We start from the raw sequence: 19,647 nt of genomic DNA, 5'->3' as shown, positions 1-19,647 counted from the left end.
CTGGCACATGGGGATTTTAGTTCAGGAAGATAAGGGATTATTCCATTTACAGAGTGCAGGGATGAGTTACATTCTTCAGCTTGTAAATGATTATCCGGCACATGCGTATTGGGGCAAGAAGCTGCGTAGTGACAGCAATTTGGAAGGGCTGTTGAATCTGGGAGGAAATACGGGTCTCGACCGGCTCCCGCAGGAATACCCACAATACGGGACGGGAGATTTCAGAACACCTGCTTATCAAGTTCGGCTCGAAGACGGCACTCGTATTACAGAGTTGAAATACAGCGGGTATCGGGTAGTTGAGGGTAAACCTTCACTGCCGGGTCTACCATCCGTATATGTTGAGTCTGCGCAAGAAGCACAGACGTTGGAGCTTACACTTAAAGATGATTACACCAAGCTGAATGTTATTTTGCGCTATACAGTTTTTGAACATACTAACGTAATCACCCGCTCTGTGGAGTTCACCAATGCGGGGAAAACGCAGCTGCAATTGCAGCGTGCACTGAGTGCTAGTGTCGATTTCTCGTCTGGCGATATGGATATGATCTATTTGGCAGGAGCTTGGTCAAGGGAAGGTAATCTGACTCGTAGACGTCTGGTGCAAGGTGGTACGACCATTGGGAGCCGCAGAGGGATGAGCAGCCACCAGTTAAATCCATTTGCTGCGCTGGTGAAACCTGAAACGGATGAAAATCATGGAGAGGCCTACGGCTTCAGTCTTGTATATAGTGGAGGCTTTGAAGCTGAGGCAGAGGTCGATTCCTTCGGGATGACCCGGTTTACGATGGGACTGAACTCTTTTGATTTCTCCTGGCTGCTGGAGCCGGGCGAACAATTCCAGACCCCTGAGGTAGTGATGGTGTATTCTTCCGAGGGGATCGGGGAAATGTCGAGAACCTATCATCGCCTGTACCGGACCCGTTTATGCAGAGGATTATATAGAGATAAGGAACGGCCCATTCTGGTCAACAATTGGGAAGCTACCTATTTCAACTTCGATGCGGATAAATTGGAGTCGATTGCGGCGGAAGGAGCCAAGCTCGGGATAGAGCTATTCGTGCTGGACGATGGCTGGTTTGGCAAAAGAGACGCTGACAACTCCTCTCTCGGAGACTGGGTGGAGGATCTGCGCAAGCTTCCGGGCGGACTGTCTGATGTGGCGCAGCGCGTGAACAATCTAGGCTTGCAGTTCGGCCTTTGGTTCGAGCCGGAGATGATCTCGCCGGACAGCGAGCTCTATCGTAAGCATCCCGACTGGTGTCTGCATGTGCCGGGACGCCGCCGCAGCGAAGCTCGCTGGCAATTGGTGCTGGACTATACTCGGGAGGATGTGCGCCAGTACATTTATGAGTCACTGTCCCGGATTTTCTCGACCGTGCCCATTAGTTATGTGAAATGGGATATGAACCGTTGTTTAACGGAGATTGGTTCTGCAGAGTTACCTTCTGAACGCCAAGGGGAAACCGCACATCGTTATGTGCTTGGTCTGTATGAGCTATTGGAGCAAATAACTTCAGAATTTCCACATATCCTGTTCGAGAGCTGCTGTAGTGGTGGTGGCCGCTTCGACCCAGGCATGCTGCATTACATGCCGCAGACCTGGACCAGTGATGATACCGATGCTGTGGAACGACTGAAGATTCAGTATGGAACAAGTCTGGTGTATCCGGTTAGTTCGATAGGCGCGCATGTGTCTGCCGTGCCGAATCATCAGGTAGGACGGATCACCCCGCTGTCCTTCCGTGGAGATGTAGCTATGTCCGGTAATTTCGGTTATGAGCTGGATCTTACGAAGTTTACAGACGAAGAGAAGGAAATTGTGAAGGAACAGGTTGCGAACTATAAGCAAATCCGCAGTCTTGTGCAGCAAGGGAATCTGTACCGGCTGCAAAGCCCGTTTGAGGGCAATGAGACAGCCTGGATGTTCGTGTCCGATGATCAGCGTGAGGCATTAGTTTATTACTTCCGGGTAATGGCTGTGCCACACCCGCCCCGCCGTAGCCTGAAGCTGAATGGTTTGAATCCGGAGCTGGATTACATTCTGGAGGTGAGTGGTGAGGTTTACGGTGGTGATCGGCTAATGCAGGCTGGACTGGCTCTGCCGGATATCCAGCAGGATTTTGTTAGCGGATGTTATAAATTGAAGGTGCAGGATTAGAATTCATTAGATAAACAGAAAGCAAACCCCGAGCAAACACGAGCAAGCCATGAGCAAGCCATGAGCAAGCTACGAGCAAGCCATGAGCAAGCTACGAGCAAGACATGAGCAAGCTACGAGCAAGACATGAGCAAGCTACGAGTAAGACATGAGCAAGCTACGAGTAAGACATGAGCAAACACGAGCAAGCCACCAGCAAGCCATGAGCCTAGCTCGTGGTTTGCTTTTTTTGTTGGCAATGACGAATTTGAACCAGCTGAAGCTGCGGATGGCAAGGCAGCCTTGACCGTCTCCGCCTATACACATATATTCCTTATGTTATGACATCCTGTGCAGCTACCTTGCGTAAGACGCTGTAGCTTTTTTACCTGTTCATATTCCGTTCATATTAAGGTCATAGAGAGTACATCTTTATTGGTTAATCTTAGATTAGCAGTTAGTTATGGCAGTCCAATACACAGGTGATGACAGGAGAAGATACGATTGAAAATAAAAGAAGTAATGAAAATGAAGGCGGGCACGAGAACAAGTAAAATACTAAACATACTACTTAAAGTAATAGGAGCAATAATTATCGCAATCCTGCTTTTTCTCGCCATTGTTTATACAGTTAATCTGATCAGCAACAAATCGGAACAGAGTAAAATAGAGCCCTATGGTCAGTTAGTACCTGTTGATGGGAAAAATATGAATGTTTATATTCAAGGAAAAGGTGAAGAAACAGTCGTTCTACTACCGGGTTATGGCACAGCAGTGCCAGCTCTTGATTTTAAATCATTAATAGATGAGCTGTCACCGTTTTACAAAGTCGTCATGATTGAGCCTTTTGGGTATGGATTAAGTGATCTGACCAAAAAGGAGCGCAGCACAGAGAATATTGTAAGTGAAATTCATGAGGCTTTACAGGCTCTTAATATTGACCGTTATATTCTAATGGGCCACTCCATTTCAGGCATTTATGGACTAGATTATGTTAACAAGTATGAAAATGAAGTGAGTGCATTTGTCGGGCTTGATAGTAGTGTTCCATCGATAAGCGAGAGGAAAATCGAAGCTTCGGAATTAAAAACTATAAATCTGCTCAAAAAATCAGGTCTAATCAGATTGCAAATGAAATTCAGTGCTGACCCAATTGCTGAACTACCATTTGATGATAAAACAAAAGAACAAATGAGATTGATCAATCGCAAAAACATATTTAATCCCACCCAATTAAATGAAGCTGGAATGATGTATTCTAATTTTAAATCAGCTGAAAGTTTAACATTTCCTAAAAATCTTCCTCTTATTTTCTTTATACAAGCGAATCAACCAGCAACGGATAGATGGATACCAGAGCATGAAAAGCAAATCAAGGACTCTGTACATGGAAAAATAGTTAAGTTTGAAGAGGGACATTATTTATATCGCACTAAAGCAAAAGAAATCGTAGAAGACTTTCAGGCATTTATGAAAGAAATAAAATAAGTTTGCCGTCGAGCCGAGCGGATTTCAGGATTTCCTCTGATTTTCGTTCGGTTTTTTATTAGTCCGTAAGATATGGGGGAGTGCCACCAGTTAACAATGGTCTAATCTTTAGGGTTTGGTCTGGGTTAAGAATGAGAAGGCGTCGGCTACATTTAATGGAGAGTTCCCTTGGTTGCTGCTAGGTTCCTAGGTACCCTGCTGCGGATCGGACTAAGGAGTCCTTATTTGCTGAAAAAGAGGCAATTGAGGTTACTTTCGGACTCCAGCGACGCTATTGACTAATTATCGCAACCGCATGGGGTGTTTTGGAGTAAATAGCTGCACCTGAGTCCGATAGCTTCCCCAAAAAGCGTTTTTTTCGCAAATAGCGGCTATACGGTCCGTAAGTAAATGGGGAGTAGGGGTGGTATGAGAGAGTATGAGTAAGTATGAAAAAGTATGAGCAAGTATGAGAAAGTATGAGGGAGTATGAGGAGGCACCAACAGTTAACGATGCTCCAATCATTATGGTTTGGTCTGGGTTAAGAACGAGAAGGCGCCGATTACATTTGATGGAGAATTTCCTTGGCTGCTGCTAGGTACCTAGGTACCCTGCTTCGGATCGGACTCAGGAGTCCTTATTTGCTAGAAAAGAGGTAATTGAGGCTACTTTCGGACCCCAGCGACGCTATTGGCTAATTATCGCAACCGCATGGGGTGTTTTGGAGTAAATAGCTGCACCTGAGTCCGATACCATCTCAAATATGTGCTTTTTTCGCAAATAGTGGCTATACGGTCCGTAAGTAAATAGGTGAGTACGACCAGTATCGCGTGACCAACTAATCGAATGGGTGAGTACGCCAGTGCACACTGACCAACTAATCGAATGGGTGAGTACGACCAGTAGCGCGTGACCAACTAATCGAATGGGTGAGTACGACCAGTAGCGTGTGACCAACTAATCGAATGGGTGAGTATGACCAGTAGCGCGTGATCAACTAATCGAATGGGTGAGTACGACCAGTGGCGCGTGACCAACTAATCGAATGGGGAGCCGCCAGTGCGCGCTGACCAACTAATCGAATAGGTGAGTCCGACCAGTGGCACACTGACCAACTAATCAAATGATGCTTCCCAATGATCGAGGGCTGACTCGCTAATTATCCGTAGTTTCCAGTAATCTATGGTGAGCCCCATCTTCCACAACCTCCATAAATCCCACAATGAGCACCACGGTAGCCTTTTTAAGCTAGAGCATGTCCTATTTCCCTATAATCCACATTGACTTGGGTTTGTCACACCCCTATGATGATTATTAATATAAAATATATGACACGAAGAGGAGCGAAACATCATGGCTTTGGAGATCGAACGCAAGTTTCTGCTGCCGGAATTTCCGGAGCAGCTGATTCAAAAGGGAGAATTGAAGATTGTTACCCGTCATAATATCGATCAGACATATCTGGCGATAGATGGTGGTCAAGAGCTTCGTGTGCGTAAAATTACGGATCTGGACTCAGGTGAGGTAACCTACACGCATACGTTTAAGGATGGCAAAGGGATCAAACGCGAAGAGATCGAATATTTTATCTCAGAGGGTTTATATAATCAGATGATCGAAGCGGTAAATGCGGTAGCTTTGGTCAAAGAGCGAATTACAGCGGTGTGGAATGGCACAACGGTTGAGATCGACGTATATTCCCAGCTGAAATTGTCCGTACTCGAGGTTGAATTTGAATCTCTGGAGGAAGCGGAAAGCTTTAAAGAGCCGGAATGGTTCGGTAAGGATGTTAGTACAGAACGGCAATACAGCAACAAAACAGTCTGGAGAGAGCTGCAAAATAAGACAAAGAATTAACGGACTTTAGCGCGTAAACGTGGTAGTATATAGGGAAAACAAGCAGAAATAGCTTTATCATCCCTAACTAGCTTAAGGATAACGTTTAGGGTGAAACTTATAGTTAATTATAAGAACTTATAAGTGGTGCAACTATAATAGCCTTATATTTCTGCGAGAAACAGTTGTCATCTCTATAGGACGACAACGTTGTTTCTTCTTATCATATATTCTTGTCATATATTAACGAGGGGTTCAGGAGGATGAGCATGAAGTTTATAAGCACAAGAGGTAATGTGGAACCTAAAGGTTTTATTGATACGGTGTTGATGGGACTTGCGGACGACGGTGGGCTGATGGTTCCATCCGAGATTCCAGTGGTTTCAGCAGCAACATTGGAAGAGTGGAGAAGTCTTAGCTATCAGGAGTTGTTCCTGAAGATTGTTGCCTATTACACCAATGATGAGATTCCTTACGAGGATTTACAGGAAATGGTCAACACCAGTTATGCCAATTTCCGCACACCTGAAGTAACGCCTATACACCAAGTAAATGATTCTTTATATGTACTTGAATTGTTCCATGGGCCTACTTTTGCTTTCAAGGATGTAGCGCTGCAGTTTATGGGTGAGCTGTATTCATATATTTCCAAAAAACAAAACAAAATCATCCACATCCTCGGTGCAACCTCTGGGGACACTGGAGCGGCGGCTATTCAAGGTGTACGCGGCAAAGAAGGCATCAAGATCTGTATTCTGCATCCACACGGCAAGGTAAGTAAAGTGCAGGAGCTGCAGATGACTACGGTGGAAGACAGCAATGTACTGAATCTGTCTGTTCATGGTAACTTTGATGATTGCCAGAAGGTGATTAAGGATCTGTTCGCAGATCTGGACTTTAAAGGTCGGTATCATCTGCGTGCAATCAATTCCATTAACTTTGTGCGGATTCTGGCGCAGACTGTTTATTATTTCTATGCATATCTGCATGTTGATGGCAGCAACGAGAAAAAGATTAATATCAGCGTGCCTTCCGGCAACTTCGGTAATATTTTCTCGGGCTATTTGGCTAAGCAAATGGGGCTTCCTATTAACAAGCTAATCATTGCTACGAATGAAAATAATATTTTGGAGCGTTTCGTGAATACTGGCGAATACAAACCAGGTAATTTCACAAGCACTTACAGCCCTTCGATGGATATCCAAGTGGCAAGTAATTTCGAACGGTATCTGTATTATCTGGTAGGCGAGGATTCTGAGAAGTTATCCGCGTATATGTCCAAGCTGCAAACCGAAGGCAAGATTACGGTTGAAGGCGAGGCGCTTCAGCAGGTGCAGAAGGATTTTGCAGCGCTGGGTGTGAAGAATGATCAATGCTTGAATACGATCGCTAAGTATCAAAAAGAATATGGCTACCTGCTTGATCCACATACAGCATGTGGAATCGCGGCTTACGAAGCCTTTAATGGCCCGGATGAGATTGGCATTACCTTTGCGACTGCACATCCAGCTAAGTTCGATGAGGCAATTACTTTGATCGATATTAAGCAGGAATTCCCGGCACAGATTAAAGCATTGTTCGAGATGCCACAACATCAAACCGTAGTGGATCATGACAAGGATGAAATCGTGCGTCAGCTGCAAGCTTTTTACGGATTGTAATATCATATACAGTTCTACTTCACAGCACAGCCCCCGTTCTTGGGATAAGAACGGGGGCTGTTTGTGCGTTTATAGTAGCTTCTAACATTAACGTTGCGGCGTACGGGTCTGCTCCCTAGCTTTTTCACAAAAAGCAGCGACCTTGTAAGAGACATAGTACGCCAGCATTTTTTCAGAATCGGTAAAGTCGGTGTCCAGCAGTCTGCTAATAAGATCGAGCTTATATCTGAGTGTATTCCGGTGAATGTACAGCTCGTCTGAGGTGATCTGCATGTTCCGGTTATTTTTGAGATAAACGTAAAAGGTATGATACAGATTGGACTGGTGCACAGTATCGTATTCTTGAAGCTTGAGCAGCTCTGGATGGTAGTAGTTATTATCCTCGTTAAACACAATATCAGCAGAGAGCATCTCATAGAGCTGAATATCTGAATAGTAAGTCAGCTGCTGCTGCGGGCTGAGAATGGAACCGATCCGAATAGCGTTTCGGGAGTGAAGATAGTGTCTCCTACATTGCGTAAGATTAGTGAACATATTGCTGATGCCAAGCGAGATGCCGGTTTGGGCTAGAAATTCCTGCAGCTGCTTATTTACAAGCTCTTTGGAGAGATTTCCATCATGGATCATTACAATCTGCCCGTCATAATAGGTGGAAGGACTGCCCGGAAAAAGCTGTTGCAAACGTTCTCTTAAATAATCATCATAACGGCCTGAACCTTCATACCAGGTAAGATCGAACAGCAGCACAAGCAGCTGATTCCCGAACTTTAGTCCTGCACTCCGCATTCTGTCCTGAATAATCCGGTTGTCCTGAAGCTGTTCCTCTAGCAGAGCGCAGATAAAATCTTCAACTTTTATATTTTTGGCGTTGCGATAGTAGCTGTTTTTGCCCATCTCTTCGGCAAGTATGGTAGCGGTGATGGACAGCAGCTCGTTATCTCTGGCGCGAAAAGGATTTTTGCATCCAAGAAGCAATACATTGCCGATTTGTTTGCCGGCTACTTTTATTTTGGAGATCAGTTTGGAGTTTGACGTTTCCTCGCAGGTTACCTCATAAGATTCATCGCTTTGTTTCCCACGCTGGACACTGTTCATTTTGCTCACGGCCGCAATGAAGTCGTAAGAGCAATAACCTTTGCGGATATTATCACTCCATATGTAATCGTCGATATCGGAAAGGTCAGAGTGAGCTACAATTTTGAAGCTGCAATCAAATACAATGACGGGATTCTGCAGTAGCTCGGCAGCTGTCTGTACGATAGCTGAAAGGCCTGCACCTGAAATGTATGCAGTAAACAAAGATGCGGTATAATGCTCCATTTCGATTTTACCTGATTTTTGCTCATTTAAGGAAACATCCATTCATATCGCCCCCTGTTTCAATAATAGTGCAATATGCACTATAAAGAAGTGATTTTTGGTGCTTGTAAATATATTCACAAAGTATTGGACGCCTTAAACTAAAGGTGGAGGTGCTAAGCAGATGAAATATGAAAAACTGTTTGCAGCAGGTAAAATTGGACGCCTTGAACTTAAGAATAGAATTGTATTGCCGGCTATGGGAACGTCACTGGCCGCGGCCAGTGGTGAAGCGTCGGATGAAATGATTGCTTTTTATGAGGAACGTGCCGCGGGTGGCTGTGGTCTAATCATTACGGAAATTACGCGTGTGGATAATGAGACCGGAGTAGGTACACCGAACCAGCTGAATGCAAGTGACTTGCTGTTTGTGCCGCGTCTGGAGAAACTGGCAAGAGCTGTGCACCGTCATGACAGCAAAATATTCCTTCAGCTCCAGCATCCGGGCCGGCAAAATCACGGACGGCTTATTGGAGGCAAACAAATTGTTGCTCCTAGCGCAGTGATGTCTTCAGCGATTGGGGAAATGCCCCGGGAGCTGTCTACTGAAGAGGTAGAAGAGTTAGTTCGTAAATTTGTGTTCGGAGCTTATATAGCTAAAACAGCAGGTATTGATGGCGTGGAGATCCATGGTGCCCACGGCTATCTTGTAGGACAGTTTCTGAGCCCGCTTACCAATCTGAGAACTGATAAATATGGCGGTTCACTGGAAGGTAGAATGTCATTCCTGAATGAAATTGTGCTTGGCATCAAAAAGACCTGTGGCGCAGGATTCCCAGTATCGGTGCGAATCGACGGCGATGAATTTGTCTCAGGCGGGATTACACTGGATGAGGCTATCCAGACTGCGAAACATCTGGAAAGCATCGGAGTGGATTGCATAAATGTAAGCTCCGGCACTTATGAATCATCCAATACGATCATTGAGCCGATATCCTACCCGCAAGGCTGGAAAAAACATCTCTCCGCAGCCATTAAGCAAGCGGTGCAAATTCCAGTGATTGCTTGTGATGTGATCCGTAAGCCTGAATTTGCTGAGAGTCTGCTACAGGAAGGAAACACGGACTTTGTAGCCCTTGGAAGAGCCCAACTGGCCGATCCGGAGTGGGGTAACAAAGCGGCAGCAGGCAAAGAAGCAGAGATCAGAACCTGTATCTCTTGCCTGTACTGTATTCAGGAAGTGATGGAGTGCAAGGTAATCAAGTGTGCTGTCAATGCCAGAGTGGGCCGGGAGCTTGAATTTGCAGAACCAGCAAAAGATGGCGATGGCAAAGTAGTAGCTGTGATCGGCGGGGGTCCAGCAGGTATGGAAGCGGCACGGATTTTGGCGCTCAGAGATTTTAAACCTGTATTGTTCGAAGCCAGAGATGTGCTAGGCGGCAGTGTGGAGCTGGGAAGCCGGCCACCATTGAAGGAGAAGCTGAACTGGTTTATTGATAATATGCAGCATCAGTTAGAGGACCTGGATGTTGATGTCCGTCTCTCTACGAAACCTACGCTGGAACAACTGAAGCAACTGAACCCTTATGCGGTATTTGTTGCCGCTGGGGCACAGCCTATAGTGCCTGTTATTCCGGGAGTGAAGAAGGCAGCGGTCTGCACCGTTGTTGACGTACTTAGTGGGTCAGTTGTGATTAAGAACAAGCAGGCTGTGGTCATCGGCTCCGGCATGACAGGGCTGGAAACGGCTGAATATTTAGCCGATATGGGAAATCAGGTCACGGTGGTGGAAATGCAGCCGCGGGTTGGCCCAGACGCCTATCTGCCAAATCTGATCGACATTGTGACTAGGCTGAAAAAGAACGGCGTGGAGCTCTTAGCATCAACCAAGCTGGTAGAAGTGCAGGACGGCGCGATTGTGCTTGAGAATACGTCCACTGGGGAAACTTCGCTGAAAAAGACGGATGCTGTTGTATTATCCATTGGTGTTACACCCGATCGCTCATTCGTTGATGAGCTGAAGCAGGTACTGCCCAATGTGAAGGTAATCGGCGATGCAGGCAAGCCAGGACGAATCGGACAGGCCATTCAATCTGGATTCGAAACGGCATTTGTGCTGAACTAAAGGGTTACTAATCTAAGGAGGGTTCATTCATGGTGAGTTTTGTGAAAAGTTTCGCAGATATGCAGAAATACGGAGGCAAGCCAACCACCTTTTATGATGCAGAGATGCTGACGGTGTATTGGGAGACCAAACCAGAGATTATCGAGCGTTTGTTGCCGAAGCCACTGAAGCCAACAAGCCGGCCGCTGGTAAATGCTTTTATCGCCAATTACCCAGCTACGAACTTTTGTCCACCTTATCGTGAAGCTGGATTGTTCGTTCTAGCAGACTATAACGGACAATTAGGCAACTACTGCCTGTCGATGCCTATTACAAGCGATATCGGGATGGCTATGGGCCGGGAAGTATGTGGGCTGCCTAAGAAAATGGCCGATGTGCGTATGAACACCTCAGAAGCTGGCATTGATGGGGCAATCGGCCGGCATGGCATTGACTTTTTCAACGTAAAAGCCACTATGGATGGACACTTCAATGACAATGGAGCCGAGAAGATTCTGGAGGAATATTACGGCAAAGATATCCCTTTGTATAACATCAAATATGCCAATGCAATTGACGGAAACGGCTTCGATCTGATGCCAACCTTGGTCACACAGCGTTTAGTAAGTGAGGTTAAAGTCTATAAAGCGGCAGAAGCCTCTATCACCTTCCAAGACTCCCCGCATGATCCTTGGAGTGAGCTTGAAGTTGTGAATATGCTGGGCGCGGTTTACACCGTCAGTACAAATGTGCTTGAAAAAGGTAAAATTCTGGAGCCTCTGAATCCAATGGAGTATCTTCCATACTGCTATCTCCGCTGGGACTGGTGGGAAAACAATTTGCAACCTGTTTCCTCAGTATAAGCCTATGTGTTTGAAGTGAGTTTGTGCGAAATGAAACCGAAGAAGGATTGGCTAACCAAACATTAGGAGGAATTAGAATGACTAACCTTTTTGATTTGACGGGTAAGACGGCTATTATCGCAGGAGCATCCAGTGGGATCGGGGTACAATTCGCAGAGATGCTTGCTGAGCAAGGAGCAGACATTGCTATTTTGGCCAGAAGATATGACAAGCTTGTAGCAGTAGCCGAGGATATCCGGGCTAAATACCCTGAACGCAGAATAATTCCTATTGAGTGTGATGTAAGAAAAGAGGACCAGATTATTGTGGCTGTTCAAAAGGTTATGGAAGCCTTTGGAAAAATTGATATTCTGCTGAACAATGCTGGTGTGGTGGATGCGGTTCCGATTGAAGCGCTGGAAGAAGAAGCTTGGGATCGGGTATTGGATACTGATTTAAAGGGCGTGTTCCTGATGTCGAAACATGTGATCCGGCATATGAAAGAACGGAATTACGGTAAAATCGTCAATACAGCTTCAATGCTAGGCCTTACAGCTTCTGCTTCGGTTCCTACGCATTCTTACAATGCTGCTAAAGGTGGAGTGATCCATCTGACAAGAGGGGTGGCGGCAACTTATGCTAAGCATGGGATTACTGTTAATGCGATTGGACCAAGCTTGTTCAAAACTGAAATGACTGAGAATACGTTATTTGCAGAAAAAGCGCTAAAAATGTACAACGCAGTGTGTCCGATGGGCCGCCCTGGTAATCCGGGAGAATTAAACGGTGCTGTACTCTACTTTGCTTCAGATGCTTCCAGCTACACTACAGGTCAGACTTTGTTTGTAGATGGCGGCTGGACGATTATATAGAGTTCATCTGGGTCCGTAAGTTGAGGCAATAGTTGTAACTCCAAAAAAAGGGTATCTCAAAAGCCATGAAAGGGTGGCTGGGATACGCCTTTTTTTGCATTGTACGATGAAAGATGCTCCGCCAGTAACAAGGGAATTGCTGAATTTATCAGAAATTGTCGTTAATTTGCCTTAAAAAGTAGACATGACTACCTATGAGTGAGAAAATAGCATGTAGAGTTAGTAATAACTAAAAAGGACGGGATAACATCATGACAATTCGTTTCGGGGTCATTGGAACAAACTTTATTACAGACCGCTTCGTGCAAGCCGGCTTGGAGAATGAGGAGTTTATCCTGACAGCCGTGTACTCTCGCACAATGGAGAAAGGTCAGGCCTTTGCTGCTAAATATGCGGGAGCTACAATTTATACGAATCTGGAAGATATGGTGAAAAGCAAAGATGTAGATGCTATATATATTGCCAGCCCAAATTCTATGCATGCAGAGCAAGCGATTATGTGCTTAAATCACGGCAAGCATGTGCTCTGCGAGAAACCGGCTGCATCCAACAGTATAGAGCTTAAAGCTATGATTGAAGCTGCGCGCACAAATGATGTGCTGCTGGTAGAGGCGATGAAATCGACCTTTATGCCGAACTTTGGAGTGATTCGGGATAATTTGTATAAACTCGGCCAAGTTCGCCGTTATTTTGCAAGTTATTGTAAGTACTCCTCTAGATATGATGCTTATCGGCAGGGGACTGTGCTAAATGCGTTTAATCCCGCTTTTTCCAATGGCTCGTTAATGGATCTTGGTGTGTACTGTTTGTATCCAATGGTGGTGCTCTTTGGCAAGCCTCAATCAGTACAGGCAGTGGGTGTCATGCTCTCCTCAGGTGTGGATGGTGAAGGAAGTCTCATTATGAAATATGACGATATGGATGCGGTAGTTATGCACTCCAAAATTTCCGACTCCTATCTGCCAGCTGAGATTCATGGAGAGAACGGTACGATGGTGATCGACAAGATCAATGAGCCTTATCAGGTGAAAATTTACTATCGTGATGGTACAGTTGAGGAGCTTACGTTGCCTCAGGTGTTTGAACCTATGTATTATGAGGTTGAGGAATTCATCAACTTGATTAAGAATGGTGAACGGGAGAGCAGAATTAATACTCATGAGAACTCCATGGCCGCAGCAGAGATTATGGAGGAAGCCAGAGCACAGATCGGTCTCCGCTATGCCTCAGATTTATAATAAATAGAATGGGGAGCAGGACTTGAAGACTTTTAAAAAGGTTTATATTGAGATAACAAGCGTCTGCAACCTCGCCTGCAGCTTTTGTCCACAAACCGCCCGGACGAAAAATTTCATGAAGCTGGATACGTTTAATACGATATTGGATGAAATTAAACCACACAGCAATCATATTTATCTTCACGTCAAAGGGGAGCCGTTGCTGCATCCCAAGATAGGTGAACTGCTGGATGCTGCTCATGCCAAAGGGTTCAAGGTTAATATTACAACTAATGGCACGTTAATTCATAAAGCCGGACCTAAAATTCTTGGTAAGCCCGCACTGCGTCAGATGAACTTTTCTCTGCACAGCTTTGATGGGCATGAAGGGTCAGAGAACCGTGAAGGTTATCTTTCAGAGATAATTTCTTTTGTACGGGAAGCCTCTGCGCAAGGGGTCATTATTTCTTTCCGCTTGTGGAATTTGACGGAGGATAATCTGACGAATCTGGAAAGAAACCGTAACCGTGAAACCCTCGCCCTGCTGGAGGAAGCCTTCAACTTGGATTTCAAGATCGAAGAAAAGGTTGTGCCTGGCAGTGGTGTCAAGATTGCCCCGCGCGTCTACCTTAATCAGGATCATGAGTTCCGTTGGCCAGCGCTAAATGAGCCGGAAGATGACGGAAAAGGGTTCTGTCATGCCCTGCGGAGCCAAGCGGCGATTCTTGTGGATGGCACTGTTGTGCCATGCTGTCTGGATGGTGAAGGAGTAATTAACCTAGGCAACATCCATGAGACTCCGTTCTCAGAGATTGTGGAGGGGGAGCGGGCGAACAATTTATTCTATGGCTTCTCACGTAGAGAAGCGGTGGAGGAGCTATGCCGCAAATGTGGGTATCGGCAGCGGTTCGGAACCTAATGACTGGAATGCAAACAGAACCGGGACATGGCTATTTCATGAATCCTGGTTCTGTTTTTTAATTAACGGGATTGTATATATATAATAATAGGTCTTTATAGTCTCCACTTTGGAGCGAAGGAGGAGCATATGCTGAAATCACTGGAAGCCATCGCCTTATACCGTGAAGGTGTGCAAGATCATTTGGAGGATAACCTCTGGCTGAAGCTTATTGTCCAAGCGGAGGAGCAGATAGTAAATTTGGAACGTGTGGAATCTCTGGAGGAGCTGGATCGCAGGAATCCCGTACTGGATTATGTGGAACGTAGCTTGCAGATTCTGGACCAACTCCCCCGTTCTATTTGGATAAAAGAGCTGGTGGAAGAAACGTTAATTTGGTCAGAAACGGCTAAGGGAGGTACAGCAAAGGAGCGGCTGGTTTGGCAGGAGGAAGGGATTAATTGTTTTGTACATAATTTAGGTTCCGCACAGTTATATGAGAGATATTTGGGGAGGGCTGTCTCCGAGAAAGGTGCGATGATTCAGCGGCTAATTGAGACTCATGGACTCATAGGACAGCAAATTCGCGGAGAAGTGCCGCCGGAAGTCAATAAGCCACTCCATGATATAGTGGAAGATCAGTTGCTGACCACGGAGGAACTGGAACGCCTGCTGACCGTGCTCAATCATTGCATCATCGGAGCTGTGTCTCCCGAGTTATGGCAGAATGTGCAGCATGAAGTGAAGCAGCTTATTGAGCTGATTTCTTCAGGCAATCTTGCTAGTCCTATGCCGATGAAGGAACGACTGCGCAGAATGCGGCTGGGTCCGATCTCTAGAGGAGAGGATTTCACTACGGAATGGGCTAAGCTGACGCAGGAAGGTTTCCATGCTGAACGGTTGGAGTCATTAAGTAAGATTACCTTCTGGTATGTGGAATCTGCACTACAGACCTTTTCGCTGGAGCAATTTCTGAAGGTGATGGTGCTTGCTGCCCAGAAGGCGCAGAATGAATCCTTAAGCCATATCAGCTTCGAACATGTCATGAACAGCATTTACTACGATTACAAGGGTGTTAAGAAGACCAACATTTATAAGAAGCGGATTATCGAAAAATATTTAGCGGAGCTTACATGGAAGGATATCGAGCAAGGGACTTTGCCTGCTGAGAACCCTCACCTACTCTTGCGGCAATATTCTAAGGAACATCTGCCAGACACGGTATTTTTTCAATTCCAATTCTCGGCAGCGGCTGAGAAGCTGATCGAATTCTGTATGGAAGCAGAAAAATCACCCTTGTATGAACGTGCTGTATTGCTGTTATTCGACCTATTCGAGCTGCGGAGGGACGCTTTCGACCGTTTTCATAATGAAGATACCTACTTAAGCCAAATGAATAATACAGCAGATTATAAAGCCGTAATTCTGGATCATGTCACTGGACAAAAAGTGCTGGATATCGGTCCGGGCGGCGGTGTGTTGCTGGATTTACTGGAAGAGCGTATGCCTGAGGTTACTCCTATCGGCATTGATATCTCAAGCAATGTAGTGGAAGCCTTGCGGCAACGCAAGCAGCGGGAAGGTCGCCAGTGGGAGGTGCTGCAGGGAGATGCGTTGAACCTTAAAGATTTCGTGGAGGCTGGAACGGTGGACACGGTAATCTTCTCTTCGATTTTGCATGAGCTATATTCTTATGTGCCGCTAAATGGTAATAAGTTCAATCATGACACTGTCTCCGCAGCTCTGCGAAGTGCCTTTGATGTATTGTCAGCTGGCGGGGTTATCATTATCCGCGATGGGATCATGACCGAACCCGCATCATTGCTGCGGAGAGTTCGCTTTCTTGAAGAGGACGGTCTGGTGTGGCTGGAGCGTTATGCGAAGGATTTTGCTGGACGTCAGATTCAGTTTCAAAGATTAGGGGAACAAGAAGTGCTCATGCCCGTTAATGATGCCATGGAATTTTTATATACGTATACCTGGGGGGAAGAGGCTTATATTCATGAAGTCCAAGAACAATTTGGTTATTTCACCCCTACGGAGTTTGCCTCATTTATTGAACAGATTTTAGGAAAGCAGGCGAAGCTTGAGATCTTCCGGCATTACCTGCAAGAAGGTTATACCGAAGCTTTGCGTGATAGAGTAAGGTTCATGGATGAGAGCGGACAGGAAGTGGCGCTGCCGGACAGCACCTGCTTTATTGTGATTCGGAAGGAATAGCCGAAGAATAACATTAGCTGCATCTAAAAAGGCAATCGGCAGACCCTCTGATGCGAAGGAGATCCGATTGCTTTTTTATATAGAGAATCTTGCCCTTGTTAGATTAGTATTTCTAGCTGCGACTTATCAGATTCTTCGGCTAAACGTTGAATTTCTTGATAGGTAGCTAATTGTTCTGTCCGCTCATTGGTATTCTCTTCAGAAGGTTTAATTTCTGTTGAACCTGCTTTATCGATCTGATCTTTAATTTTATCTCCCGTGTCTTTCATGGCATCGCCTAACGTTTCGTTCATTTCCGATAGTTTAGTTTCGATTTTGGATAACTGCTCCCGTTTGGCTGTTGCAGAATGAGTAGAACGAGCCTCATCCAGCTCTATTTCCTTGGTCAGAATTTTAGCCTCGCCACGCATCTTAGTGTGGGTAGAAGAAACTACCTCCATTTGGCTAACATCTTGGCTTACAGAAACAATCGTATTCAATCTTTCATTTTGTATCTCTTGCTCGGTTTTAGGTTCATCCGTTGAATTAGCTTTTTGAGCATCTTCTAAGTTCTTTTGTTGCTCTTCGAAGCTGTATTTTGCAATTTGTTGGTCAATCGTTTGAAGCTGCTTGTCGAACTCCTTAAGTTGATCTTGAATAGATTCGAGATTATGTGAACTTTTGGTAGTTCTTTCAATCAGACTGTTCTTACTGTCGATGATATTTTGTTTTTGTTTAAGCAGGGAGTTAACCATTCCGTCCATTTTGGATTGACTTTGAAAAGCGGCCTTTGCAGATTTACTTATTGATAATTTGTCTCCATTACCATTAGTATTGCTGTTTGATTTCATGGTTTTATCGTTAGTTTGGTGACTAACAGAGACATTAAACCTCGTTCCCATAGATGAGGTCATATTCGTTATGTGCATGGTTCTTTATCCTCCTACGACGATAAGATCTATCTATAATATATCGGCAAATCAGCAGTAATACTTAATAAGGAGAGCTGTTAGCCGCAGCGCTGGTTGATGGATACTTAACGGCTTCTTTGTCCTAATTATCCTGGAATGTTATTCGTTTGCAGCGTGTCTAAAGATTTGATTAGCCTATCTGAACAAAGCCCGGAAGAGGAAGCTGTTTTCGATTCCAGGCTTTTTCATGTCTATTTTCCAGTGAATTTTTGTCGGAAGTGAAAGGGAGAGATGCCTTCTTTTTTGGAGAAGCAGGAAGAGTAGTAAGTAATATGATGGAAGCCAACCTCTTCAGCAATGCGGGCGATGGACCAGGAAGTCTGAATTAACAGCCGCTTGGATTGTTCTAGACGATAGGACAGGAGATAGGCCATAGGGGTCACACCATATATTTTCAGCATGTTTTTGGCGAGATAGTTGGGATGATAGTTAAGTTCTTTTTGAAGTAAGGAGTTAGTTACATCACGAGTATAATTTTGCCGAATGAACAATTCAATCTTCTCGGCGAGATGAATGGCGGTTGCATCTGATGCCTCGGCGAGATCGCGGTCCAAGAATTGCAGAAACTGTTGAAAGGAGGCTTGGCGCTTCCAGTTGCGCATCGATTGGGGTTCTTGTTCCAGATGGAAAAAGAACTCTAATACCTCCATTGCCTTCTCTGAAATTTTCATATACTTCGGAATAAAAATTGAGCATACATCGCAGTGATTTAAATAAGCTTTTTGTTTATGGCTCTCGATGAGCTCGCTCTGATTTTCCAGACATTCGTTCATATCCTGACACTCGATCCAGCTGCCGAAAGTCTGAAAATGAATCCAGATGATTTCTGTTTCGATAGGACAGGGGGCAAAGCCATAGTGATGGGCATCTGGTCGAAGGATGAGGAATTCTCCTTCCTTTAGCTCCCAGTGCACCTCGTTCTCGGCGATAGGCAACGTACCCTTTTTAACAATGATTAGATCAAATACGCCGATGCAATTACGACTGATATGATAGTCTCCAGCATTGTAGTGAGCACGGCCACAGTCTATGAAATAAGGAATAGGCGGTGTGATAAAGCTAAGAATCGGTGAGTTCATCGCGAGCCTCCAAAAGGTTGTAATTCCTAAAAATCAGGTTGGAATCCATCGTTTTTGCATGAAGTAGATGAGACTAGCCCGCACCTTTCCTAAACTCCGAAGGCGAGCATTTCATCGCTTTGCGGAAAACCTTTATAAAATAGCTTACATTATCAAATCCGACCTCGAATGCGATGTCGGATATTTTTCTTTCACTTTGCTGCAGCAGATCGGCAGCCTGGCGAATCCGGTAAGAGTTGATGTAATCGACTGGCGTTTTACGAGTCATCATTTTGAAGAAGCGGCAGAATTGCCCCTCGCTCATGGGAATAAGCTCTGATAGATCACGGGTACGGATCGGTTCCTGATAGTTATCTTGGATATAAAGGATCACCTTTTTAAGGCGGTTAATCTTGGTAGTATCTGCATCATCCGATTGGCTGCGGTTCTCAAATCGGCCCTCTGCGGTAATCTTGGAAAGCATGATTAGCAAAGTTCCTTTCATAAAGGTCTCAAATCCGGGCATTTTATTAGCGTATGCCTCCATCATTTGCTTCAGATGATGAAGCAGTTCCTGCTGCCAAGGGATAGCGGGTGTAATATGTCTCGGAAAGCTTTGGCGTTTCTCTTGCAGTGGCAAAATCGCGTTTTGCTGGATCGTATCGTACTGGGCGCTAGCCAAAAGATCAGGCAGAAATACAAGCGCACAGAATTTGCAGGGGGTGTCTTCGTTCAGCACATAGGCGGCGTGTATATCGCCAGATTCGATAAATACCGCTTCTCCAGCTCGGAGAGGAAAATATTCTGTGTCTACTTGGAACAGAATTTCTCCTTCTAGCAGCATAAAGAACTCCGCTTCTTCATGCCAATGTGTATCAAGTACATGCGTTCCGGATGGAAGCTCGATCCAATAAGCTGCGAGTGGAAACATACTATCTCCATGAACTCTGTTTTCTTTTAGCAAACTCTGAGTTGTACGGTCCATATAAACGCCTCTTTTCTTAAAAAACATCAAAATAGTTTTATAAATGAGCTATATAGTATTAGTTTTGTTCATTTTTTATCGGTATAATGCAACTATA

At 45.1% G+C, this 19,647-nt stretch carries 14 protein-coding genes; 10 read left to right on the top strand and 4 right to left on the bottom strand.

Annotation, left to right across the window (positions count from 1 at the left end; translation table 11 throughout):
* The first annotated feature begins 7 nt into the window (after nucleotides 1-7).
* From MHH49_RS05515 to thrC, 4 genes are all read left to right on the top strand, one after another.
* The gene (locus MHH49_RS05515) at nucleotides 8-2,161 is read left to right on the top strand and encodes an alpha-galactosidase (RefSeq protein WP_339211387.1); all 2,154 of its coding nucleotides are present in this window, start codon (nucleotides 8-10) and stop codon (nucleotides 2,159-2,161) included.
* A gap of 507 nt (nucleotides 2,162-2,668) precedes the next feature.
* Nucleotides 2,669-3,628, top strand: coding sequence for an alpha/beta fold hydrolase (locus MHH49_RS05510; protein ID WP_445667568.1), 960 nt, complete (start codon nucleotides 2,669-2,671; stop codon nucleotides 3,626-3,628).
* 1,333 nt (nucleotides 3,629-4,961) lie between these two features.
* Complete coding sequence (locus MHH49_RS05505; RefSeq protein WP_036680734.1) at nucleotides 4,962-5,465, top strand: CYTH domain-containing protein; 504 nt, start codon at nucleotides 4,962-4,964, stop codon at nucleotides 5,463-5,465.
* A 248-nt stretch (nucleotides 5,466-5,713) separates the two neighbouring features.
* Nucleotides 5,714-7,105, top strand: a complete 1,392-nt coding sequence (gene thrC / locus MHH49_RS05500; protein WP_076214919.1) for a threonine synthase — start codon at nucleotides 5,714-5,716, stop codon at nucleotides 7,103-7,105.
* A gap of 87 nt (nucleotides 7,106-7,192) precedes the next feature.
* On the opposite strand, the gene MHH49_RS05495 is transcribed toward thrC, so the two are convergent.
* Nucleotides 7,193-8,467 (bottom strand): PucR family transcriptional regulator, encoded by a 1,275-nt coding sequence (locus MHH49_RS05495; protein WP_341137969.1) that lies wholly within the window; start codon nucleotides 8,465-8,467, stop codon nucleotides 7,193-7,195.
* Between the two features lie 121 nt (nucleotides 8,468-8,588).
* Here MHH49_RS05495 and MHH49_RS05490 point away from each other — a divergent pair, with 121 nt between their 5' ends.
* The 6 genes from MHH49_RS05490 to MHH49_RS05465 all read left to right on the top strand — a co-directional run bounded on the left by MHH49_RS05490 (nucleotide 8,589) and on the right by MHH49_RS05465 (nucleotide 16,557).
* Complete coding sequence (locus tag MHH49_RS05490) at nucleotides 8,589-10,529, top strand: NAD(P)/FAD-dependent oxidoreductase (protein WP_076147300.1); 1,941 nt, start codon at nucleotides 8,589-8,591, stop codon at nucleotides 10,527-10,529.
* Nucleotides 10,530-10,558: 29 nt separating this feature from the next.
* Entirely contained in the window at nucleotides 10,559-11,371 is an 813-nt protein-coding gene (locus tag MHH49_RS05485) for an acetoacetate decarboxylase family protein (RefSeq protein WP_052096788.1), read from the top strand.
* 77 nt (nucleotides 11,372-11,448) lie between these two features.
* Nucleotides 11,449-12,222, top strand: coding sequence for an SDR family NAD(P)-dependent oxidoreductase (locus MHH49_RS05480; protein WP_036680744.1), 774 nt, complete (start codon nucleotides 11,449-11,451; stop codon nucleotides 12,220-12,222).
* Between the two features lie 251 nt (nucleotides 12,223-12,473).
* Nucleotides 12,474-13,460 carry a Gfo/Idh/MocA family protein gene (locus tag MHH49_RS05475; RefSeq protein ID WP_036680747.1) on the top strand — a complete coding sequence of 329 codons (987 nt, stop codon included), beginning with the start codon at nucleotides 12,474-12,476 and terminating at the stop codon, nucleotides 13,458-13,460.
* Nucleotides 13,461-13,482: 22 nt separating this feature from the next.
* The gene (locus tag MHH49_RS05470) at nucleotides 13,483-14,358 is read left to right on the top strand and encodes a radical SAM/SPASM domain-containing protein (protein WP_036680750.1); all 876 of its coding nucleotides are present in this window, start codon (nucleotides 13,483-13,485) and stop codon (nucleotides 14,356-14,358) included.
* Between the two features lie 129 nt (nucleotides 14,359-14,487).
* A complete protein-coding gene (locus MHH49_RS05465) occupies nucleotides 14,488-16,557 on the top strand; it encodes a class I SAM-dependent methyltransferase (RefSeq protein ID WP_341137968.1) in 2,070 nt (689 codons plus the stop codon).
* 98 nt (nucleotides 16,558-16,655) lie between these two features.
* On the opposite strand, the gene MHH49_RS05460 is transcribed toward MHH49_RS05465, so the two are convergent.
* The 3 genes from MHH49_RS05460 to MHH49_RS05450 all read right to left on the bottom strand — a co-directional run bounded on the left by MHH49_RS05460 (nucleotide 16,656) and on the right by MHH49_RS05450 (nucleotide 19,550).
* On the bottom strand, nucleotides 16,656-17,465 hold the full coding sequence (locus tag MHH49_RS05460) for a hypothetical protein (protein WP_341137967.1): 810 nt from the start codon (nucleotides 17,463-17,465) through the stop codon (nucleotides 16,656-16,658).
* 233 nt (nucleotides 17,466-17,698) lie between these two features.
* Nucleotides 17,699-18,586, bottom strand: a complete 888-nt coding sequence (locus tag MHH49_RS05455) for a helix-turn-helix transcriptional regulator (protein WP_341137966.1) — start codon at nucleotides 18,584-18,586, stop codon at nucleotides 17,699-17,701.
* A gap of 73 nt (nucleotides 18,587-18,659) precedes the next feature.
* The gene (locus MHH49_RS05450) at nucleotides 18,660-19,550 is read right to left on the bottom strand and encodes an AraC family transcriptional regulator (protein WP_036680763.1); all 891 of its coding nucleotides are present in this window, start codon (nucleotides 19,548-19,550) and stop codon (nucleotides 18,660-18,662) included.
* Nucleotides 19,551-19,647 lie beyond the last annotated feature (97 nt).

It is taken from the genome of Paenibacillus sp. FSL F4-0122, from assembly GCF_038002845.1.
GTDB classification, from domain to species: domain Bacteria; phylum Bacillota; class Bacilli; order Paenibacillales; family Paenibacillaceae; genus Paenibacillus_AQ; species Paenibacillus_AQ odorifer.
This window is presented reverse-complemented; position numbering and strand designations above follow the sequence as displayed.

What these genes read in the sequence shown, in the direction of transcription:
- MHH49_RS05465 (WP_341137968.1), top strand. Translation starts at nt 14,488, where the DNA reads ATGCTGAAATCACTGGAAGCCATCGCCTTATACCGTGAAGGTGTGCAA.
- MHH49_RS05510 (WP_445667568.1), top strand. Translation starts at nt 2,669, where the DNA reads ATGAAGGCGGGCACGAGAACAAGTAAAATACTAAACATACTACTTAAA.
- MHH49_RS05515 (WP_339211387.1), top strand. Translation starts at nt 8, where the DNA reads ATGGGGATTTTAGTTCAGGAAGATAAGGGATTATTCCATTTACAGAGT.
- MHH49_RS05490 (WP_076147300.1), top strand. Translation starts at nt 8,589, where the DNA reads ATGAAATATGAAAAACTGTTTGCAGCAGGTAAAATTGGACGCCTTGAA.
- MHH49_RS05485 (WP_052096788.1), top strand. Translation starts at nt 10,559, where the DNA reads ATGGTGAGTTTTGTGAAAAGTTTCGCAGATATGCAGAAATACGGAGGC.
- MHH49_RS05460 (WP_341137967.1), bottom strand. Translation starts at nt 17,465, where the DNA reads ATGCACATAACGAATATGACCTCATCTATGGGAACGAGGTTTAATGTC.
- thrC (WP_076214919.1), top strand. Translation starts at nt 5,714, where the DNA reads ATGAAGTTTATAAGCACAAGAGGTAATGTGGAACCTAAAGGTTTTATT.
- MHH49_RS05505 (WP_036680734.1), top strand. Translation starts at nt 4,962, where the DNA reads ATGGCTTTGGAGATCGAACGCAAGTTTCTGCTGCCGGAATTTCCGGAG.
- MHH49_RS05475 (WP_036680747.1), top strand. Translation starts at nt 12,474, where the DNA reads ATGACAATTCGTTTCGGGGTCATTGGAACAAACTTTATTACAGACCGC.
- MHH49_RS05455 (WP_341137966.1), bottom strand. Translation starts at nt 18,586, where the DNA reads ATGAACTCACCGATTCTTAGCTTTATCACACCGCCTATTCCTTATTTC.
- MHH49_RS05480 (WP_036680744.1), top strand. Translation starts at nt 11,449, where the DNA reads ATGACTAACCTTTTTGATTTGACGGGTAAGACGGCTATTATCGCAGGA.
- MHH49_RS05495 (WP_341137969.1), bottom strand. Translation starts at nt 8,467, where the DNA reads ATGGATGTTTCCTTAAATGAGCAAAAATCAGGTAAAATCGAAATGGAG.
- MHH49_RS05450 (WP_036680763.1), bottom strand. Translation starts at nt 19,550, where the DNA reads ATGGACCGTACAACTCAGAGTTTGCTAAAAGAAAACAGAGTTCATGGA.